This is a genomic window from Bacteroidota bacterium (assembly GCA_016713765.1).
Lineage (GTDB): Bacteria > Bacteroidota > Bacteroidia > AKYH767-A > 2013-40CM-41-45 > Pollutiaquabacter > Pollutiaquabacter aromativorans.
In genome coordinates this window covers 350219-371291 of record JADJON010000003.1, presented here as the reverse complement: position 1 = coordinate 371291, position 21073 = coordinate 350219, and the positions used below count along the sequence as shown (strand labels likewise).

Genomic DNA, 21073 nt, shown 5'->3' with positions numbered 1-21073 from the left:
ACCGAATACCGATCCGCCTGCGTAACCACAGGCCGTAATGACCCTACTGAAATGAGACATAACCGCAAGATCAACCACCTTGGACGGAAGAGCAGTCACCGCCATGCGTTGATGTCCAACCTCGCTGCGTCCCTGATCCTGCACAAGCGGATCAATACGACCCTGGCGAAGGCGAAGGCCCTTCGTTCCTATGTGGAACCGATCATCTCCCGTTCGAAAGACGACACCACCCATTCCCGTCGTATGGTGTTCCGTTATCTCCAGAACAAGTCGGCTGTCGCTGAACTGTTTCGCGAGATCGCTCCCCGCGTGGCTGAACGTGCAGGTGGTTATACCCGCATCATCAAACTGGAAAACCGTCCTGGCGATAATGCCGAAGTGTGCATGATGGAACTGGTGGATTTCAACACCCTCCTGGGTGGCAAAGGCAAGGAAGCACCTGCCAAGAAATCCAAAGGAACCCGTCGTAGCGGCGGTGCCAAGAAGAAGGCGACCGCGGAAGGAGATGCTCCTGCCGCTGAGGAAAAGAAGGCTCCGGCCAAGAAGGCGGCTACCCGCAGCCGCGCCAAGAAATCCGACGACAAGAAGTCTGAAGAATAAGGGAATCAACTCCTGTAAAAGGCCGGAATGCGAATTCCGGCCTTTTTTCATTATTTGAAGTTGTTAACACGAGCCGTGCTTGACGCGGGATTCCGTACTTTTGTATTCCGATGGGATACATCGAAAGAAAACCGGCGGTACTGCTCCTTGAGGACGGTACCGTTTTTTATGGCCATGCTGCCGGGGCCATCGGAACCACCACTGGGGAAATTTGCTTTAACACCGGCATGACCGGGTACCAGGAGATCTTTACGGATCCATCCTATTTCCGACAGGTGCTCGTGGCCACGCATGTCCATATCGGCAACTACGGCATCCATGCGGACGAGGTGGAAAGTGACGGGATCAAGATCAGCGGGCTGGTCTGTCGTGGATTCAATGTTACGCCTTCCCGGAAGAGTGCGAGCGAGAGTATTCAGCAGTATTTCGACCGTCAATCCGTCGTAGCCATTTGTGATATCGATACCCGTGCAGTCGTCCGTCACATCCGCAATAAAGGAGCGATGAACTGTATCATCTCTTCCTCGGTGCTGGACCTTGACGCCTTGAAGGAGCAACTATCCGGGGTACCTTCCATGGCCGGCTTGGAATTGTCGAGTCTGGTGACGACCAAGAAGCCCTATACGTTGGGTAACCCTTCCGCACGTCGTCGCATTGCAGTCATGGATTACGGAGTAAAGAAGAATATCCTACGTAATCTTGTCGAGCGTGACAGTTTCCTGCAGGTATTTCCTGCCGATACCAGTTTCCGCGAGATCCGTTCGTGGAATCCCGATGGCATACTGCTATCCAACGGCCCTGGCGATCCTTCCGTGATGCCGAAACAGGTCGCCGAGATCAAGTTGATGTTGGAAGATAATGCCCCCATCTTCGGTATCTGTCTGGGCCACCAATTGCTGGCGGAGGCTTGCGGTATCTCTACCTTTAAGATGTTCAACGGGCACCGGGGTATCAACCATCCCGTCAAGAACCTGATCACCGGTCGTTCTGAAATCACGTCGCAGAATCACGGCTTCAGTGTGAATGCCGAAGACGTCAAAGCTGCCAAACACCTCGACATCACGCACGTCAATCTGAATGATGGGACGATCGAAGGGATCCGTGTGAAAGACCGCGTTGCGTCCAGTGTACAATATCACCCGGAAGCCGCGCCCGGACCTCACGACAGCTCTTATCTATTCGATGATTTTATCCAATGCATCGACAAGGCCGTGGTCGAGTCCTGATACCCGGTAACTCCGGGATCTTGCCGGCGATCTTCTTTTCGCTGGTACTAGCACTTTTTACCTCCTGCAGAAAAGAACCAGCGACTGATCAACTGGCAGAGACCTTTACGGTCCTCACGAACCGGGATCCGGGCGCGGATTTCAGTTCCTATTCAACTTTCTTCCTTTCGGATACGATCACGTATATCAACGACAATCCGTACGACAGCATCCTGACCGGACCGGGCGCCGGGAATCTGGCATCGAGTGTCAGAAACGAATTGATCAGCCGTGGATTTTCATCGGTGCCGCTCGATTCCAGCCCTGACCTTGCTGTGCAATTGACGATCATCGAGAATACCGATTATTACTCCGCAGTTTACCCCGTAGGTTATTGGTGGGGTGCACCCGGTTACTTTGATCCTTTCTATTACGGTTACAATTATCCATACACGTACGGATACTATGTACAGAATTATTCCGTCAGCAGCGGGGCCGTGATCTGCGAACTGATCGATCTGAAAAACGCGAATCAGCAGCAAGCTTTGCGGATCATTTGGGAAGCGACACTGTTGGGCGCATTCGAGGGGAGCGAGAATTATAACATCAACCGCTCGATTGCCGGCTTCCAGCAGGCTTTTCGTCAATCACCCTATTTGAAGAAGTGATATGCAGCGCTTCCTGCTTCTTCTATTGCTGATATTATCCGGACCGCGTTCCATGGGACAATCCGACTGGATCGCTCAGTACGGACTTTCCTGGAATATCGCGACACCGATCGGGAGAGACTTCGTGGAGGGGACTACAGTGTCGGGCGGGCAAGTCGAGTTTCTGGTAAAGCCCGGTAAGAAACCACTGATGGTCGGCCTGCAAATTGAATGGTCAACCTACGATACCTATACGCCTACCGCCACCTATTATTTCGATAACGGTAACAGCGCGATCACGACCGATTATTACGCTTATCAATACAATTTGCCGCTACTGGCCTGTGCGCAGTGGTACTTTGGAAAAAGCAACCGATTTTTTCCCTGGACCCGCGCTTCCATGGGCGGGCAATACAGCTTGCAACAATTGTATTACGGTGACTTCCTGGAGGAATATAAATCCTGGGGATTTGCCGCCAAGGGCGAGGCCGGTATGAGCTTATTGGTCTCCCAACATCTTCCGCTGATGATCAGCTTGTCGAGTGGAATCTTGTACGCAACCAATGGAGCTGCGGAGCTCGGTGACAAGGACTGGATGTCCTGGGATGTACAACTGGGTTTTGTATTCCGCCAATTCTGAAAAGCTTAGAGCAAGCTGTTCTTTACGCCGTTCGAAGCCAGTTTCCAGAAGTAACGTTCCCGAACAACTCGTCGGAGCGCTTCCAGGTGTCGTTCTCCGTGGAGGTCAGTGCCGATGAAGTCAATCATGTTCTGATCGATCATCCATTCGCCAATTCTTTTAGCCCCTGGGCCATAGTATCCCGCCAATGAGTTCGCGTTGAGTTGGAACAGGAGTCCGGCTTCTTTCAGTTTCTCGAATTCGGTCAGGCGATTGTACCAGTAGGGATAACGTTCAGGGTGGGCGAGAATGGGTGAATACCCGCGAATCTTCAGTTCAAAAGCGATCCGGTGGAGATTATCCGGCGGATTGACATAAGATACTTCAAAGAGGATGTAGTTGCCCGCGAACTTCAGCAGCGGCTCATTGCCTTCGATGCGTTGGACGAAGACTTCATCGAGATAGTATTCCGCAGCGGCGTCGATGGTGAGGTCGATGCCTTCCTGCACAATGGCGGATCGTACGGTTTCGAGACCACCCAGGATCGTTTCCGGTGTGTTCCGGAAATAATCACTCATGATGTGCGGGGTGGTGACCAACTTTTTAAACCCCAATTCCCGCAATTGTCGGATCATGGAGATGGACTCTTCGAGGTTCTGGACACCATCGTCGATTCCGGGAATGAGGTGGGAATGGATATCGGTTCCGATTGAAGCGAAATCCGTGAGTTCCGGAAATTCGGGAGTGCGTGATTTACCGGTCAGCCGATTCCAGAGACTCATTGTCCGACGGTTTGACGGAACCAGGCCAGTGTCTGTTGAAGGCCTTCGCGGATCCGGACGGTGGGTTGGTATCCCAGGTGTTTTTTAGCGAGCGAAATGTCTGCGAGCGAATCGCGAATATCGCCGGCGCGACGTTCCCGGTAGGTCGGACGGACTTCACTGCCGGTCAGTTCCGCGATAATGTCGTATAGTTCGTTCACCGTAATGCGTTCACCGATCGCTACATTGTACACCCGGTTATTGGCCTCCGGATCAGGGGTGAACAGCGCACGGATGTTAGCTTGTACGGCATTTTCCACGAAGGTGAAATCACGTGTTTGTTCCCCGTCGCCGTCGATGTTCGGAGCGGTCTTATCCAAGGCGGCTTTCATGAAAAGCGGGATGACCGCCGCGTAGGGACCGTCGGGGCTCTGGTTAGGGCCAAAGACGTTGAAGTAGCGCAGCCCCATGATCTGCATACCGTAGGTTTCGGCGAAGACCCGGGCATAGAGCTCGTTCGTCTTCTTGCTGACAGCATAAGGTGATAACGGATTTCCCGTTTCATCTTCCCGCTTTGGTAAGACCGGATGATCACCGTACACGGAACTGCTGCTGGCATAAACGAAGCGTTTCACGCCGGCGTCACGCGCGGCTATGAGCATGTTGAGGAATCCGGTTGCATTGATCGCATGGGTGGCCAGCGGATCCCGGACGGAACGAGGGACGGAACCGAGGGCAGCCTGGTGTGTGACCAGGTCGATTCCCTTGCAGGCTTTGTGGCAGGTATCGAGATCCCGGATGTCGCCTTCGATGAATTCCACGTTGGGAAGATTCAGATAGGGTTCAAGGTTGGCTATGGAACTCGTCAGCAGGTTGTCGAGGATGCGGATCTTTCCCGCCTGATGTCGAACCAGGTAATGGACGATATTCGAACCGATAAAGCCGGAGCCTCCGGTGACCAGAAAGCTGGTATCGCGCAACGAACCGGGATGGAAAGGAGATGAATACATGGAGTGGGAGGGCGGATAAACCGTTAGCGGCCGGCGTATTGTTGTTCGTAATAATGCAGGTAGTCTCCGGACGTGACTTGTTCCATCCAGTTTTCATTGGCCAGGTACCAGGCTACGGTTTTTTTCCAATCCTTCTTCAAACTGAAGGGAGGGCATCCAACCCAAATCGTGTTTCAATTTGGATGCGTCGATCGCGTATCGCAGATCGTGACCCGCACGGTCCTTCACAAAGGTGATCAGTTTTTCCGAGGTGCCGTCGGGGCGCTTCAGTTGTTTATCCATGATCCTGCAGAGCAGGCGGATGAGATCGATGTTCTTCCATTCATTGTGCCCACCGATGTTGTAGGTGGATCCGATGGCCGCTTTGTGGAGAATGAGGTCGATTGCCCGAGCGTGGTCTTCCACGAAGAGCCAGTCGCGGATATTCTCCCCTTTTCCGTAAACCGGTATGGACCGGTTGTTCTTGATATTGTGGATGGCCAGTGGGATGAGTTTCTCCGGGAATTGAAAGGGGCCGTAATTGTTCGAACAATTGGAAATCACCACCGGAAGTCCAAAGGTGTCGTGGTAGGCCCGGACCAGGTGGTCGGAGCCGGCTTTGGAAGCCGAGTATGGACTATGCGGATCGTACGGAGTCGTTTCCGTGAACATTCCGGATTCGCCGAGCGTGCCGTACACTTCATCGGTGGAAACGTGATAGAATATCCTGCGATCATTTGACTCCGGAGCATCCTTCCAGGCGTGTCGGGCGGCATTCAGTAAGTTGACGGTTCCGACCACGTTGGTCATCACGAAGTCCATCGGATTGGCAATGCTGCGGTCGACATGCGATTCCGCTGCGAGGTGAATAACCGCATCGATCTGTTCGCGATCGAATAGGGATTGGATGAAATCCCCGTCGACGATATCGCCCCGGACAAACGAATAGTTTGGAAGATCTTCTACATCGCGGAGATTGGCCAGGTTGCCCGCATAGGTCAGCTTGTCCAGATTGATGATCCGGTACTGTGGGTAGTTGTTTACCAGCAGTCTGACAACGTGGGAGCCGATAAATCCTGCTCCGCCCGTGACGAGCACCTGTCGTTGGAAATTCTTCATGCCAATTGTTTTTTTGACTCTTCCTGCAAACGAAGCTCCCACGCCCAGGCGGAACGCATGATCTCTTCGATGCCGAGCTCCGCTTTCCAGCCAAGTTCTTTGCTAACAAGCGTCGTGTCGGCCCAGACTTTCTCCACATCGCCAGGGCGACGCGGCCCCAGGGTGTAGTTGAGTGGTTTCCCGGTCACTTTTTCGAAGGCCTGGATGGTTTGCAGAACGGTAAATCCGGTTCCTGTGCCCAGGTTGAAGATCTCAAACGGTACTTTATTCTTGCGCTGGATGAGACGTTCCATAGCGGCGATATGCGCACGGGCGATATCCACCACATGTATATAATCCCGGACGCAGGTGCCATCCGGAGTATCGTAGTCGCTTCCGAAAACGGTCATGCCGGGTCGTTTACCGATTGCGGTCTGAGTAATGACGGGCACCAGATTGTTCGGTGCCTGAAGCGGATATTCACCAATCAATGCGCTGGGGTGGGCACCCGCGGGATTGAAATAGCGGAGGGCGATGCCACGGAATTTGCTGACCCGTATCGTGTCGGCCAAGATCTCTTCTCCGATTTGTTTAGTGTTGCCGTAAGGTGATTCCGCTTTCAGCAGGGGGGCATCTTCAGAAACAGGCAGCTTGGATGCCTGACCGTACACGGAACAGGAAGACGAGAAGAGGAAATTATCAAGTCCGCGATCGCGGTAGATCTCCAGCAGATTGATCAGCGATTCCAGGTTGTTGCGGTAGTACCGCAGCGGATCTTCGACGGATTCGCCTACCGCTTTGAAGGCGGCAAAGTGGATCACCGCATCGATCTTATAAACCGAAAAGAACTTGTCGAGTTCCTTTTTGTCGCAGAGGTCGATGTTAAAGAAATCGATTTTTTTTCCTGTAATTTCTCCAATGGCGTGCACCACCTCTTCGCGGGAATTGCTGAGGTTGTCGAGTAGGATGGCATTGTACCCTCGTTGGATCAATTCGACCGCGGTGTGCGAGCCGATGTAACCGGTTCCGCCTGTAACCAGGATGTTCATGTCAGAGACTCCAGTAGTTGATGGATTGGATCTTTCCTTTGTACATGCCTTTGATATCGACGACCAGGCCGTCCGGTTGCAAGAGGCTGCGGAAGTAGGCTTCGTCGAGTTGTTGGTATTCGGAATGGTTAACGGCTACGATCACGGCGTCGTATCCAGTGCCAGGTTTCTCCAGTAATCCAAATCCGTATTCGTGTTGAAGTTCATTCGAATCGGCACGCGGGTCGACTACATCGGTCTGCACCCCGTAGGATTGGAGTTCCTTGACCACATCGGCGACTTTACTGTTACGGATATCGTCTACGTTTTCCTTGAAGGTGGCGCCCATGACCAGGGCGCGGGCCTTGGAGACATCTTTCCCCGCGGCGATGATCTTCTTGACCGTTTGCTTTGCCACATAGAAACCCATGCTGTCGTTCACGTAGCGGCCGCTGTTGATGACCTGGGCGTGGTAGCCGAGTTCCTGCGCTTTGTAGGTCAGGTAGTAGGGATCGACGCCGATGCAATGACCGCCGACGAGTCCGGGTTGCATGCGGATGAAATTCCACTTGGTCCCGGCGGCTTGAAGTACGTCGTAGGTATTGATGCCCATCTTGTTGAAGATGATGGACAATTCGTTCATCAGCGCGATGTTCACGTCGCGTTGCGTGTTCTCGATGATCTTGGCGGCTTCTGCGACCTTGATGGAGGATGCCCGAAATACTCCGGCCTTTACGATGATCTCATAAACGGAGGCGATCGTATCGAGCGCTTCCTTGTCGGATCCCGAAACCACTTTGAGGATCCTGGTGATCGTATGTTCCTTGTCGCCCGGATTGATACGTTCCGGAGAGTATCCCAATTTGAAATCAGCGTTGACCTTCAGGCCTGATTCATCCTCAAGAATCGGCAGGCAATCCTCTTCGGTGCATCCGGGATAGACGGTGGATTCATACACCACGAAATCACCTTTCTTGAGCACTTTGCCGATAAAGCGTGTGGCTCCCAGAAGTGGTTTCAGGTCGGGCAGGTTGTGCTCATCAATCGGCGTTGGTACCGTTACGATGAAAAAACTTGCCTCGCGGAGTTTATCGATGGATGAGGTGAATTCTATATCACATCCGTTGAAAGCTTCCGTGTCCAGTTCGCCGCTCGGGTCAATGCTATTGCGCATCTTATCCAACCGGGCTTCGTTGATGTCGAAGCCGATGACCTTGATCTTTTTGGCGAACTCCAGCGCGATCGGGAGCCCGACATAGCCGAGTCCCAGAATGGCAAGTTTTTTTTCTTTCTTGAGTAATTCCTGAACCATATGGATGCTTCTTCCGGAAAATTCCGAAAGGTATTTAGCGATTGAGTTTTGGTAGTTTGCGCAAAGCGTAAATGCGCTCGATGATGTCGACCACTTTCAGGCCTTCCAGTGCGTTGGTCGTGGCGCTCGTGCGGCCTTTCAAGGTGTCGATAACGTTTTCGATGACGAAGTGGTGATTGGCGGCAGAACCCTTATAGGCTCCGTAATCATTGGCGGGGCTTGCCGGTGGTAATTCCGGCATGGTGTAACCGTCGATATGACAACGCTCCACTTCATTCATGTATTGTCCACCGATCTTGACGCTGCCTTTTTCGCCGATGATGGTAATGCTCGATTCAAGGTTTTTGTCCCAAACCGCGGTCGAGTAGTTGATGCTGCCCATGCCGCCGTTGACGAAACGGAAGTTCACCAGACCGGAATCTTCAAAGGCGGTGAGGTTCTCGTGCGTGAAATCGTCGAATCGTGCCTGGATCTCCGTGATATCGCCGAACAGCCAGTACATGATGTCGATGAAATGTGAAAACTGGGTAAAGAGCGTCCCGCCGTCAAGGTCGGGTGTTCCTTTCCAGTTCTTTCCGGTGTAGTAGCGGTTGTCGCGGTTCCAGTAACAATTCAATTGTACCATGAAGATGCGACCGAGCGTGCCCGCCTCAACCAGTTCCTTGATCCAGACAGAGGGAGGGGAATAGCGATTCTGCATGACGCAGAACACTTGCCGGGAAACCTGCAGTGCTTTGAAGATGATCTTCTCACATTCAGCTACCGTGAGCGCCATCGGTTTCTCAATAACGACATGCTTGCGCGCTTCGAGCGCTTTCAGCGTGTGTTCGCCGTGAAGACCGTTCGGGGTACATACATTGATGACATCCAGATCCGGATGGGCTTCGAGCATGGCCTCGAGCGAGGGGTAGAGCGGGATGGAAGGATCCAGCTGAACCTCCGACTGTGGTCGAACGTCGCACATGGCGACAAGTTCGGATTCGCCGTTCCTGCGGATCATTTCCGCATGCCGTTTTCCGATGTGGCCGGCACCGACTACTCCGAAGCGGACGCGTTTGTTTGAATCGATGATGCTCACTTGATGCGACGAACCTTATTGCCTTCCAATTTATATTCCTGTTTGCTTTCGGGACAAACGGCAATGCCGTTGGCATCGAACTTCAGGCGATGACCGTATTCACTCATCCAGCCCAGTTGCCGGGCGGGGTTGCCGACTACCAGCGCGTAGGCAGGAACATCCTTCGTTACCACGGCTCCCGCACCGATGAACGCGAACTCACCGATGTTGTGTCCGCACACGACCGTCGCATTGGCCCCAATGGTCGCGCCTGTACCCACATGCGTTTTGAGGAATTGGTTTCGGCGCGTGATGGCGCTGCGCGGATTGTTGACGTTTGTGAAGACCATGGATGGGCCAAGGAATACATCGTCGGCACAGGTCACGCCGGTATAGATTGATACGTTGTTCTGAACCTTGACATTCTTTCCGAGCGTGACGTCGGGTGAGATCACCACGTTCTGTCCGATGTTGCAGTTCTCGCCTATTGTGGCTCCATCCATGATGTGCGAAAAGTGCCAGATCTTCGTTCCGGTGCCAATTACCGCTTTGTCGTCGACCACCGCAGTCGCGTGAGCGAAGTAGTTCTTATCCATAGTCTGCTTATTCCCGCTAAGTTACGAAATCGGGAAGGAATGTATTATTCTGATAATCAATTATGTAAATATGATCAAGCGAACCTGTGGGCGCTATTCCGGAGTTCTTCCGGACTCAGCCCGCGGAAGTACTCATAAGTCCGGCGCAGGCCTTCAGAACGGTCGATCCCGGGCTCCCATCCGAGCACTTCCCGGGCACGGGTGATGTCCGGTTGACGTTGTTTGGGATCGTCCTGTGGAAGCGGGTGATTGACTACCTTCTGATTGGTTCCGGTAAGGCGGATGATCTCTTCGGCGAAGTCGCGGATTGTGATCTCGTCGGGGTTTCCGATGTTGACCGGGAGGTGATAGTCGCTGAGTAGTAAACGATAAATGCCTTCGACCAGATCGTCCACATAGCAGAACGAACGGGTCTGGCTGCCATCGCCGAAGATCGTCAGATCTTCACCCCGTAAGGCTTGTCCGATGAAAGCGGGGAGTACACGCCCGTCGTTCAGGCGCATGCGCGGGCCATAGGTATTGAAGATGCGAACGATGCGCGTCTCGACTCCGTGAAAGGTATGGTACGCCATCGTGATCGCTTCCTGAAAGCGCTTCGCTTCGTCGTAGACGCCTCGCGGACCGATCGGGTTGACGTGTCCCCAGTAATCTTCGTGTTGCGGATGGACGAGTGGATCGCCATACACTTCCGATGTGGAGGCTACCAGGATACGGGCATTCTTCACCCGTGCGAGTCCGAGGAGGTTGTGCGTACCCAGCGAACCGACTTTCAGCGTTTGGATCGGGATCTTGAGGTAGTCGATCGGACTGGCCGGTGAGGCGAAGTGCAGGATGTAATCGAGCTGACCGGGGACGAAGACGAATTTTGAAACATCGTGGTGGTAGAACTCGAAGTTCTTTTCCTTGAACAGATGCTCGATGTTCTTCAGGTCGCCGGTGATCAGGTTGTCCATCCCGATCACGAAGTATCCTTCTTTCAAAAAACGGTCACACAGATGTGAACCGAGAAAACCGGCCGCGCCGGTGATGAGTACGCGTTTCATGGTGGATCGGTCACAGCACCGGTTCCCGGCCGATGCTGTAGTAGGTGAATCCGCGTTCGCGGATGCTGTTCAGGTCGTAGAGATTGCGTCCGTCGAAGATGAGTTTGGCTTTCATCGACCGGGCCATGCGTTCGAAGTCGGGTGTACGGAAGACCGCCCATTCCGTCGCGATGATGAGAAAATCCGCGCCGTCAAGTACGTCGTATTCATCCTTACCGTATTGAATCTTATCTCCGATCTGTTTGCGCACATTCTCCATCGCTTCCGGATCGAACGCCGATACGCTTGCGCCTTCCCTGAGCAGCGCTTCGATCATATAAAGAGAAGGAGCTTCGCGTATATCGTCGGTATCCGGTTTGAAGGCGAGTCCCCACATGGCCACCTTCTTTCCCCGCAGACCTTCCGGAAAGAGTCCTTTCACCTTTCGGATGAGGGATAATTTCTGGTCTTCGTTCACGGCCATCACCGCATCGAGGCTGCGGAAGTCGTAGCGCGCGTCTTCGGCGATCTTCTCGAGGGCCTGCACGTCCTTCGGAAAACAACTGCCGCCATAGCCGATGCCGGCAAAGAGGAAGCGTTTCCCGATCCGGTCGTCGGCGCCGATTCCGATGCGAACAGCGTCCACGTTCGCGCCGACTTTTTCGCAAAGGTTCGCGATCTCGTTCATGAAGGTGATCTTCATGGCGAGGAATGCATTGGCAGCGTACTTCGTCAGTTCGGACGAGCGTTCGTCCATGAAGTAGATCGGGTTACCCTGTCGAACGAAAGGGGCATACAATTCCGCCATCAGCTTGCGTGCGCGTTCCGAGCTGGTCCCGATCACGACACGATCCGGTTTCATGAAATCATCGACGGCGAACCCTTCCCGGAGAAATTCAGGGTTGGATACGACATCGAATTCCGTAGTAGCTTTTTCCGCGATAGCTGTTCGGACCTTTTCGGCGGTCCCGACCGGAACGGTGCTCTTGTTTACGATGATTTTATAATCGCGCATGAGTCCGCCGAGTTGCCCGGCGACCTGGAGAACGTATTTCAAGTCGGCCGAGCCGTCCTCGCCGGGAGGTGTAGGAAGAGCCAGGAAGATGATCTGCGCATCGCGGATACCTTCCGACAAGTCCGTGGTGAAGCTGAGTCGGCCTTGTTTGATGTTACGTTCGAACAAGACATCCAGGTGCGGTTCGTAAATCGGGATTTCGCCACGCTGCATACGCGCGACTTTCGATGCGTCGATATCGACGCATACCACGTGGTTACCGGTTTCCGCGAAGCACGTGCCGGTGACTAAGCCGACATAACCGGTACCAACGACGGCAATTTTCATGGGTAGCTATTTAAAAGCCTTTTTTACTCGATTCCGATCAGGAAGTTGCTAAAAAAGAGCGGACTTCCTGAATGATAAGGTCCTGTGTTTCAGCACTCAACTCGGTGTGTATCGGCAGCGAGATCACATTCGCGCACAAATGTTCGGTAACCGGAAAATCGCCGGCCTTGTACCGCGGGTCAACATACGCCTTCTGCAGGTGCAGCGGAACCGGGTAATAGATCATGGCGGGGATATCCTTCGAGGCTAGGTATTCACGAAGTTTCGTGCGATCGACACCGTTCAGAACGAGTGTGTACTGATGGAAAACGTGGTCGGACCATTGAGCCCGTACCGGAGTTTTCACTTTCGGGTTGTTCGCAAAAGCCAGATCATAACGATCGGCCACCGCGCGACGTGCGGCAGCATATTCGTCGAGATGACGCAACTTAATGCGCAGGATGGCCGCCTGGATGGAGTCGAGTCGTGAATTGACGCCGACCACATCGTGGTAATAGAGTACCGACTGACCGTGGTTGGCAATCATGCGGATCTTCTTCGCGAGTTCGTCATCGTTGGTGAAGAGCGCGCCGCCGTCGCCGTAACAACCCAGATTTTTAGACGGGAAGAATGAAGTACAGCCGATGGTTCCGATGGTACCCGCTTTTTGCTTTGAGCCATCTTTGAAATAATAATCTGCACCGATGGCTTGCGCGGTATCTTCAATGACGTACAGCTTGTATTTACGGGCGATATCCATGATCGCCTCCATGGGCGCGCACTGGCCGAACAGGTGAACCGGCACAATCGCCTTGGTCTTCGGCGTGATCGCACGTTCCACCGCCGCCGGATCAAGGGTGAATGTATCGGGGTTCACATCGACCAGTACTGGTTTGAGCTTGAGCAACGCGATGACTTCGGCGGTTGCCACATAGGTGAAATCGGCGGTGATGACTTCATCGCCGGGCTGGAGGTCCAGCGCCATCATGGCGATCTGGAGGGCGTCGGTGCCGTTGGCGCAATTGATCACATGCTTCGCGCCGAGGTATTGTTCCAGCTCAGCCTGGAACGCCTTTACCTCCGGCCCGTTGATGTATGCCGAGGAACGGATGACATCCAGCACCGCTTTATCGATCTCCTGTTGGATCTTCTCGTATTGGCCGATCAGGTCGACCATTTGAATTTTTTTCATTCGCCGATATAAAAGGAGGCCGAATATACGGAATGTTCGGCCCTCCCTGTATTATGTTGAATGTCAAGAGTTAACATTCAAGTTGCACGCTTTTTCGAATGGAGAAAGGCCGCTTTTTAGTTTGATTTCCGATTATCTTTGCCGACTGTCCAGACCCGATTATGGCGAAAAGCAAATTCACCAAAGAGCAATACCTGAAGTGGTACGAAGAGCTGTTGCTCATGAGACGATTCGAGGAGCGTGCAGGACAACTGTACGGCATGCAGAAGATCAAAGGATTCTGTCACCTCTACATCGGGCAGGAAGCCGTGGTAGCGGGTGCGATGAGTGTGCTGCAACCCGACGATAACATGATCACCGCCTACCGCGACCATGCGCATGCACTGGGCAAAGGCACGAGTGCACGGGCGGTCATGGCCGAACTGTACGGCAAGGCCACCGGATGTTCCAAAGGGAAGGGCGGCTCCATGCACATGTTCGACGCCAAGAACCGTTTCTTCGGTGGACACGGCATCGTGGGCGGACAGATCCCGCTGGGCGCCGGTATCGCTTTCGCAGAAAAATACCTGGGAACGAAAAACGTCACCGTTTGCTATATGGGCGACGGCGCCACGCGCCAGGGTGCCTTGCACGAAGCCTTCAACATGGCCATGACCTGGTTGCTTCCGGTCGTGTATATTATCGAGAACAACAACTACGCGATGGGTACGTCCGTCGAACGGACCAGCAACGTGCAGGAACTGTATAAGCTCGGTCTTTCGTACGATATGCCCTCCGAGCCGGTCGACGGAATGAGTGTGGAAGCGGTTCACGAAGCCATGGAACGCGCCGTGAATCACGCGCGTTCAGGAAAGGGTCCTTACCTGCTTGAGATCAATACCTACCGTTACAAGGGTCATTCGATGAGCGATCCCGCCAAGTACCGGACGAAGGAAGAGGTAGAAGAGTACAAGGCGAAAGATCCGATCGAACAGGTGTTGATCACGATCCGTTCCAAGAAGTACGCGACCGAAGCGGAGATCGAAACGATCAACACCCGCGTGCGCGATACGGTAGAGGATTCGGTAAAATTTGCGGAGGAATCGCCCTGGCCGGACCCGGCGGAATTGTATACGGACGTTTACGTTCAGGCTGATTATCCTTATATCAAAGAATGATTCACGTGTCGTTCGTTACTGACGAATGACCACCAGCAAGCTAAAGCAAACGATGGCAGAGATCGTACGGATGCCCAAGATGAGCGACACGATGACCGAAGGCGTGGTCGCCAAGTGGCTTAAAAAAGTAGGGGATTCCATTAAACCCGGCGACGTGGTTGCCGAGATTGAGACCGATAAGGCTACGATGGAATTCGAGTCTTACCAGGAAGGTGTGTTATTGTACCAGGGCGTTTCCGAAGGGAAGGCCGCACCGGTCGATAGCGTACTTGCCGTACTGGGCAAAGCGGGCGAAGAATACCAATCACTGCTCGATGCCGAAGCGGCCAAAGCGGTCGTCAAGGCTCCGGTAGCCCAACCGGCTGCTCCTGCCGCCGCCGCTCCTGCGCCGAAACCGGCTCCTGTCAGCACACCGGCACCCGCACCTGCTCCGCAACCGGCACGTCCGGTTGCTCCTGTTGCCGCAAGCTCGAATGGCGACCAGCGCATGAAAGTTTCTCCGCTTGCGAAGCGACTGGCGAATGAGCGTGGTATCGACCTTTCCCAGGTGCAGGGATCCGGCGAACACGGCCGCATTGTCAAGCGCGACATCGACTGGTTCAAGCCGGGACCGTTCGTTGCCAGCGGCGCTGCCGCTGTCGGAGCATTGACACAGGAAAGTTTCGAAGAGATCGCTGTTTCGCAAATGCGGAAGACGATCGCACGTCGTCTCGGTGAAAGCAAGTTCACTGCCCCGCATTTCTATCTCACGATTTCCATCGACATGGATGCCGCGATCTCCGCACGCGAGAGCATCAATGCGGTAACCGGCTCGAAGGTATCGTTCAACGATTTCGTCATCAAGGCTGCGGCAGCGGCCTTGCGCCAGCACCCGAAAGTCAATTCTTCCTGGCTGGGCGATACCATCCGGATCAATCATCATGTGAATATCGGTGTTGCCGTTGCCGTCGAGGAAGGCCTACTGGTACCGGTTGTTCGTTTTGCCGACAGCAAGACGCTCCGCCAGATCAACACGGAAGTGAAAGCCTATGCGCAACGCGCCAAGGAGAAGAAACTGCAGCCCGCGGATTGGGAAGGAAGCACCTTTACCATCTCCAACCTCGGGATGTTCGGCATCGAGGAGTTTACCGCCATCATCAATCCCCCGGATGCCTGCATCCTGGCGGTGGGTGGTATCAGCCAGGTGCCGGTTGTCAAGAACGGAGCGGTCGTTCCGGGCAATGTCATGAAGGTCACTCTCAGTTGTGACCACCGTGTAGTCGACGGTGCTACGGGTTCCGACTTCCTGCGTACGTTCAAAGGCCTGATGGAGAATCCGGTCGTGCTGCTCGGACAAGCCTCCATCTGATCAAACCCACGCGTTGAAACGAAAGAGCCGGTCGATTTGACCGGCTCTTTTTTTATTCGTTGATCAGTTTTCGTCGGATAGTCTGATTGTCGACCCGGACTTCGATCATGTACACCCCGCTTGCAAGCTCTGGGAGTGATTTGCTAAAGGATGCGTCTGGACTTGTGTCCTCCGTGAAAATTCGCTGTCCATTCAGGCCGATGAGGCTGACGCGGCTTAAGGTGCCTTGTTCCAACCGGATTTTCAGCTCTCCGTGAGTCAGGCTGGCCTGTAGTCGTGTGCCGAGGTCGTCCGGATCCTTGATGCCGGTACCGAAGTTTCGTCCATACACCACGATTTCCTGATCGTTAAAGGTATTGCCCGCGTACACGGCACAGTACCCGAATCCTTGTTCATCAAGCACGAGGTTGCAGCCATAGTTGCCGGCGTTCTGCAGAAGATAGGAGGCATTCCAGCCTCCTGCGGCATTGGCGTAGAGTACATTGCCGGTGTAGATGTTGCCGGAGATCTCGTCGAGCACCGCATGCGCGTCACCGGTCGGGGTCACAAACAAATCGCCAACCCCGGCACTGAAGCCGGTCGCTACCGGAGTTGCCGGATTGAAACTGGGCGCACCGGCAGCCTTGGTCATATAATGTGCATGCGTTGGAAACCCGAAGCCGTCGTTGCCGCTTGACAACAGGTGAATGGTCGTATCGCGGTCGATCGCCAGGCTGCAACTCAGGTCCTCGGCGTTCGGTGTGGTGAGAATGCGGTACTGCCAGTTGGTGTCGCCCGGGGCGGTGTTATAGGCCACATGGATGCGGTAGGTGCCGAAGTTTCCTCCGCGGTACGCGATGTGTACCCGACCGATCTGATCGGCAACGATGGCGGGCGTTGCGCCACTGCCGAACGGTCCGAGTGTACTGGCGCTGAGGATCGATTCTTCCCAAAAGCCGCTTCGGTTTGTGGCATAAGCAATGTAATAGTCGCCGTTTGAATCTTGCCGGACCCAGGCAACATGCACCTTACCCTGTCCATCCACGGAGATGGCTGGATCCATGTTCTGATGCAGGCCAAAGGTCACCGGTTGGTTGGACCAAACACCCCCCGTTTCTTCTCCCAACAGGATATCGGTACCCGTAATTCCTGGTTGTTCCCATACGGCATAGGCATGACCACTTGCGCGGTCCACCGCCAAGGCTGCGTTAGCAACCGTAGCGGTGGTGACCGATTCTTCCGGTCCCCAGGCACTGTTATTGGGACGTTTGTGATAGACCAGTTCCCAGGCGCCGCCTGTGTCGCGTACGTATAGTAGATGAATCGTGTTGTTGTCGTCGATGGCGAGCGATTGTCGACGCGTCTCTTCGCGCAGGGCGTTATGGGTGATGGTGTCTTCCACCGCGCCGATCCATTGTGATCGGGCGGGCAGAACGCTTGCAACGAGCAGCAGGCAGAGGAGAAGATGTTTCATGGCAGAGGATTTTCCGTAAAAGTAAAAGGCCCGTCCAATGGACGGGCCTTCTTTAACATACTTTATCGCTATTGGATTATTCCACGATCAGGCGGAATACGCGACGACCGGAATCGCCCGACATTTCGACGAAGTAAACACCCGGAGCGAGCGTTTCAATGTCGTAGGTGCGGCTGATGCGGTTGGAAGCATTGCGGAAGCGATCGGTACGCACCACTTGTCCGCGGATATCGAGGAAGCGCACCGTCAGATCGTTGTCGTTGCCCGTCATGCCGTCGAGCGTGATGCGGTCGGCAGCAGGGTTCGGGAACAACTGTACGCCACGGTAGGCGGTGGCTTCGATACCGGTGAAGATCGTGACTTCGATCGTGTCGGAGTTGAAGCAACCGTTATTGTCCTGTACGGTCACGATATACTGACCCGTGCTGTAGACCGTGATGGTCTGAGTCGTTTCGCTCGTGCTCCAGGAGTAAATGACGAAGCCTGCACCCGCGTCGAGGATGGTGCTGTCGTTGGCAATTACATCCGGGCCGAGGTCGACCAGCGGAAGCGGGGTGATCGTGGCGATTACCGGCGTACGCGACTGGCTCGGACAAACATTGCCGGTCTGTGCATAGTAGGTCGTGGTAGCGGAGAGGAACGGAATGCTGAAGGTGTTGCCGACAAACAACAGATTACCGCCGGTCGGAGCATCGTACCAGTAAACCGTATCGGAAGCGATCGCGGTAATCACGATCGGGCCAGGACCGCAGCGCGAGCCGCCGAGACCGGTCGGGGGAGGAGGAACCACCACGATATCGTTCGAAGCGCGCAGGGTATCATTGCTGGCGTCCTGGTCGGCATTGAAGCTGTGGTAGGCCGTGATGTCCAACGTGCCACCGCCAAGGGTGTTGATGGTACCCAGCACGATGGTTTGCGAGGTGCCGGCAACGATCGGTCCGGCGATGTTGGCCGTGAAGGTTCCCGATGCGAATCCGGTGATATCGACCGTCACGTCAACGTTCGAAACGTCGTTGGTGCCGAGGTTGGATACTTCGATCTCCACGTTGGCGCTGGCGTTTTCGCAATCGCCGTCAGCCGGGGAGATGATGGAAGTAATGGCCACATCGGTCGGGAATACCACGTCCAGACAAACCTCATCCGAAGCGGTACAACCGGAAGTATTGGTGACGGTGACGGTATAGCAGCCCTCGGTGCCTACCGTGATGGTCTGGGTTGTTGCTCCGGTGTTCCACTGGTAGGAGAAGAAGCCGGGGCCGGCATCGAAGGTAAAGGTGTCGCCATCGATGATGGAAGTGTCATTGCCCAGGGTTACGCTCGGTGCCGGGAGTACCGTAACCGTAGCAGCGGTGCGGGAGCTTTCGCAAGTGCCGTCGCTATCGCTCACATAGTACGTAGTGGTAGCGGAAGGCGTGACCGCGAAGGGGCTTCCGGTTCCCAGCAGGGTGCCGCCGGTTACTGCGTCGTACCAGTTCAGGGTTCCGGTTCCCGTAGCGGTCAGGCTGGCGGTCTCGCCGGCGCAGATGCTGTCGCCGCTCGCGGTAGGTGCAGCCGGTTCCGCGTTCAGGGTGATGTTCACCACTACTGTATCGTTGCTGGTGTCGTCATCGCCCGAAAGGTTGGTCGAGATGGTAAAGGTCATCGCGCCACCGGCGGAGGTGTTGAGGGTACCGGTGTAGAAGAGGGTGTCGGTATCGCCGGCATTCAGCGTGCCGGTGTAGGTCTCGGTCAGTGAACCGCTGCCGCCGCCGGAGAGGTCGGTGGTAACGTCAAAGTTGCTTTCGGCGATGTCGCCGTAGTTGGTGACCAGTACCGTGATGACCGCGTTCGAAGAACCGCAGTCGCCGTTGGCAGGAGCTATTAAGGCTACCGCACCCAGGTCACGACGTACGGCCACGAATTCGTCGGCGCCGATATCCGGGGTAGTCAGGCTGCGGGTCTCCCCGTCGATGTCGTCGGTGACGTTGGCGCGGGGCTGACCGGCGTTGTCGCAGATACCAGCCGTTGCGTGCAGATCGGAGTTCGAGATGAAGCGTGGATCGCCGCTCACGGAGTTGGAGTCTTTCAAGGAAGCCGCAACCCAGGCAGCCAGATCGGCGGCGATGGTGCCGTCGTAGTTACCGACGTTGGTGCCGTTCGAGTAAAGGTCGTTGTAGTCGGAAGCTTCGATGCCGAAGACGGCAGAGTCGGTCACGACATAAGCATAACCGCTGCCGATGTTGGCGAAGATGTTGTTCTTAACGGTCTTGCCCAGGCCCGAGCCGCGCATGAAGATGGCCGAATAGGAGCTGATCGGGCCGGTCACGAGTACGGAGTTGTACACGATGTCCTGATAGTCGCCGTTGATCATCGAGATACCGGCCGAGTCGGTCACGGTGATGAAGTTGTTGGCGATGATGCCGCGGATGCCGGCCAGACCGGTACAGTCGATCATGTAAAGACCGGTACCGGGAACGCCGATGATCGTGTTGTGCGAGATCACGTGGTTGCGCTGGCAACGATCGAGGTACATACCGGCATAACCGCTGTAGGTCGAGTTCGTGGTGATGTCGTTGTTGCGGATGATGGCAACACCGATGTTGCTCATCTGGATACCCTTCGAATACTGGTCAACGAAGGTGTTGTTCGTGATGTGGATGTCCTGCTCGAGCTGAAGGGTGTTGATGCCGTTCATGTAAATACCCAGCGTGCCTCGCTCGAAGCGGCTGTTGGTAAAGACGTTCGAGGAGTCGTTGGAGGAAGTTCCGGCCGAGGAGTAAACAAGCGCCGCGAGTGAATTCGTTACCGCCGTGGTGGTCGAACCGATCAGGTGACAGTTCGAGACCGTGATGTGCGTAGCGGTGTTGCGGAATTCGAGGATGCGGCCGTACGGCTCAATGCCGGTACGCTGAAGCGTGAGCTGGTGGAAGGTCAGGTAGTCAGCGCCATCCAGTTGGATCAGGTAGTTGGTCGGGGTGAAGGACGGCTGTGTCGGGTAGGTCAGTACCACGGAGGAGCTGTCACCCGATTCGCTCTGGAAGCGGATGTTGTTCGTCGAGTCAGCGCCGGCGATCTCCGGAATCACGGTCTGCATCGTGTCCACACCCGGACGGATGTTGAACGTCACCGGGCCACAAACGCCGTAAGTCGTCAGCGCCGTCACCGCGTCGGTGAAGCGTGCGAAGTCGGGTGTCGTACCGCCGATGGTGTAGGTTCCCGAGAGGGCGGAGGTGAAGCCGCTCTTCGACAAGGAGTCGTTCGAGGCGTCGGTGTCCGGCAAACCGTTCGGATCGGCCGTAAAGGCATCGATCGTGAAGGTCGAGCCGCCGGGGAAGTTGAACGAGCCTACGGTGACCGTGTCGTTGTCGCCCGGCAGCAGGGTGTTCGTGTAGTTGAACGGTGTCTGCGCAACGCCATTCACGCTCCAGCCGATCGTCATCAGGGTGATCGGTCCGGCGCCGTAGTTCGTCACGACGGCTTTCACATCATTCGCTCCCGCGCAAAGGCTGGCCGAGGGCGCTGTGATGTCGATCACGCCCGCGTCACCTTGCGCGGATGCCCGCTGTGATGATGCGAACACCGTCAGGAGCAACAGCAGGAAAGCTGAAATCCTTGTCAAGTTTTGTCTCATGGATTGGATTATTGGAGGGTTGAAGTTTGATTCTTGTGAGCTAACCGGGTAAAGGTAC

Annotated in this window: 17 protein-coding genes and 1 pseudogene; 6 read left to right on the top strand and 12 right to left on the bottom strand. The window is 54.9% G+C overall.

Going from position 1 to position 21073, the window contains the following annotated elements:
* Positions 1-51: 51 nt before the first annotated feature.
* The 4 genes from rplQ (at position 52) to IPJ96_12285 (ending at position 3092) form a co-directional block, all read left to right on the top strand.
* Positions 52-600 (top strand): 50S ribosomal protein L17, encoded by a 549-nt coding sequence (rplQ, locus tag IPJ96_12300; protein MBK7911109.1) that lies wholly within the window; start codon positions 52-54, stop codon positions 598-600.
* Positions 601-710: 110 nt separating this feature from the next.
* Positions 711-1826 (top strand): glutamine-hydrolyzing carbamoyl-phosphate synthase small subunit, encoded by a 1116-nt coding sequence (gene carA, locus IPJ96_12295; GenBank protein MBK7911108.1) that lies wholly within the window; start codon positions 711-713, stop codon positions 1824-1826.
* Between the two features lie 20 nt (positions 1827-1846).
* On the top strand, positions 1847-2473 hold the full coding sequence (locus IPJ96_12290) for a DUF4136 domain-containing protein (GenBank protein MBK7911107.1): 627 nt from the start codon (positions 1847-1849) through the stop codon (positions 2471-2473).
* Between the two features lies 1 nt (position 2474).
* Positions 2475-3092 (top strand): hypothetical protein, encoded by a 618-nt coding sequence (locus IPJ96_12285; GenBank protein ID MBK7911106.1) that lies wholly within the window; start codon positions 2475-2477, stop codon positions 3090-3092.
* 5 nt (positions 3093-3097) lie between these two features.
* Here the strand turns inward: IPJ96_12285 and IPJ96_12280 are convergent, their stop codons facing one another.
* From IPJ96_12280 to IPJ96_12235, 10 genes and pseudogenes are all read right to left on the bottom strand, one after another.
* Entirely contained in the window at positions 3098-3781 is a 684-nt protein-coding gene (locus IPJ96_12280; GenBank protein MBK7911105.1) for a capsular biosynthesis protein, read from the bottom strand.
* 68 nt (positions 3782-3849) lie between these two features.
* Positions 3850-4842 carry an SDR family oxidoreductase gene (locus tag IPJ96_12275; GenBank protein MBK7911104.1) on the bottom strand — a complete coding sequence of 331 codons (993 nt, stop codon included), beginning with the start codon at positions 4840-4842 and terminating at the stop codon, positions 3850-3852.
* A 23-nt stretch (positions 4843-4865) separates the two neighbouring features.
* A pseudogene (rfbB, locus tag IPJ96_12270) lies at positions 4866-5940 on the bottom strand (dTDP-glucose 4,6-dehydratase).
* Positions 5937-6968, bottom strand: coding sequence for a UDP-glucose 4-epimerase GalE (galE, locus tag IPJ96_12265; protein MBK7911103.1), 1032 nt, complete (start codon positions 6966-6968; stop codon positions 5937-5939). Before galE ends, rfbB begins: the two are co-directional and overlap by 4 nt.
* A gap of 1 nt (position 6969) precedes the next feature.
* Positions 6970-8259, bottom strand: coding sequence for a nucleotide sugar dehydrogenase (locus tag IPJ96_12260; GenBank protein ID MBK7911102.1), 1290 nt, complete (start codon positions 8257-8259; stop codon positions 6970-6972).
* A 34-nt stretch (positions 8260-8293) separates the two neighbouring features.
* Complete coding sequence (locus tag IPJ96_12255; protein MBK7911101.1) at positions 8294-9331, bottom strand: Gfo/Idh/MocA family oxidoreductase; 1038 nt, start codon at positions 9329-9331, stop codon at positions 8294-8296.
* A 2-nt stretch (positions 9332-9333) separates the two neighbouring features.
* Positions 9334-9912: an N-acetyltransferase gene (locus IPJ96_12250; GenBank protein ID MBK7911100.1), complete on the bottom strand. Its 579-nt coding sequence runs from the start codon at positions 9910-9912 to the stop codon at positions 9334-9336.
* Between the two features lie 74 nt (positions 9913-9986).
* Positions 9987-10955 (bottom strand): SDR family oxidoreductase, encoded by a 969-nt coding sequence (locus tag IPJ96_12245; GenBank protein ID MBK7911099.1) that lies wholly within the window; start codon positions 10953-10955, stop codon positions 9987-9989.
* Positions 10956-10965: 10 nt separating this feature from the next.
* On the bottom strand, positions 10966-12276 hold the full coding sequence (locus IPJ96_12240; GenBank protein ID MBK7911098.1) for a UDP-glucose/GDP-mannose dehydrogenase family protein: 1311 nt from the start codon (positions 12274-12276) through the stop codon (positions 10966-10968).
* Between the two features lie 37 nt (positions 12277-12313).
* On the bottom strand, positions 12314-13447 hold the full coding sequence (locus IPJ96_12235; GenBank protein ID MBK7911097.1) for a DegT/DnrJ/EryC1/StrS family aminotransferase: 1134 nt from the start codon (positions 13445-13447) through the stop codon (positions 12314-12316).
* Between the two features lie 161 nt (positions 13448-13608).
* Here IPJ96_12235 and pdhA point away from each other — a divergent pair, with 161 nt between their 5' ends.
* Both pdhA and IPJ96_12225 read left to right on the top strand, forming a co-directional pair.
* A complete protein-coding gene (gene pdhA, locus IPJ96_12230) occupies positions 13609-14604 on the top strand; it encodes a pyruvate dehydrogenase (acetyl-transferring) E1 component subunit alpha (GenBank protein MBK7911096.1) in 996 nt (331 codons plus the stop codon).
* A 52-nt stretch (positions 14605-14656) separates the two neighbouring features.
* Positions 14657-15952, top strand: a complete 1296-nt coding sequence (locus tag IPJ96_12225) for a pyruvate dehydrogenase complex dihydrolipoamide acetyltransferase (protein ID MBK7911095.1) — start codon at positions 14657-14659, stop codon at positions 15950-15952.
* A 52-nt stretch (positions 15953-16004) separates the two neighbouring features.
* On the opposite strand, the gene IPJ96_12220 is transcribed toward IPJ96_12225, so the two are convergent.
* Together IPJ96_12220 and IPJ96_12215 are read right to left on the bottom strand one after the other, a co-directional pair.
* On the bottom strand, positions 16005-17405 hold the full coding sequence (locus tag IPJ96_12220) for a T9SS type A sorting domain-containing protein (GenBank protein MBK7911094.1): 1401 nt from the start codon (positions 17403-17405) through the stop codon (positions 16005-16007).
* A gap of 76 nt (positions 17406-17481) precedes the next feature.
* Entirely contained in the window at positions 17482-21015 is a 3534-nt protein-coding gene (locus tag IPJ96_12215; GenBank protein ID MBK7911093.1) for a T9SS type A sorting domain-containing protein, read from the bottom strand.
* Positions 21016-21073 lie beyond the last annotated feature (58 nt).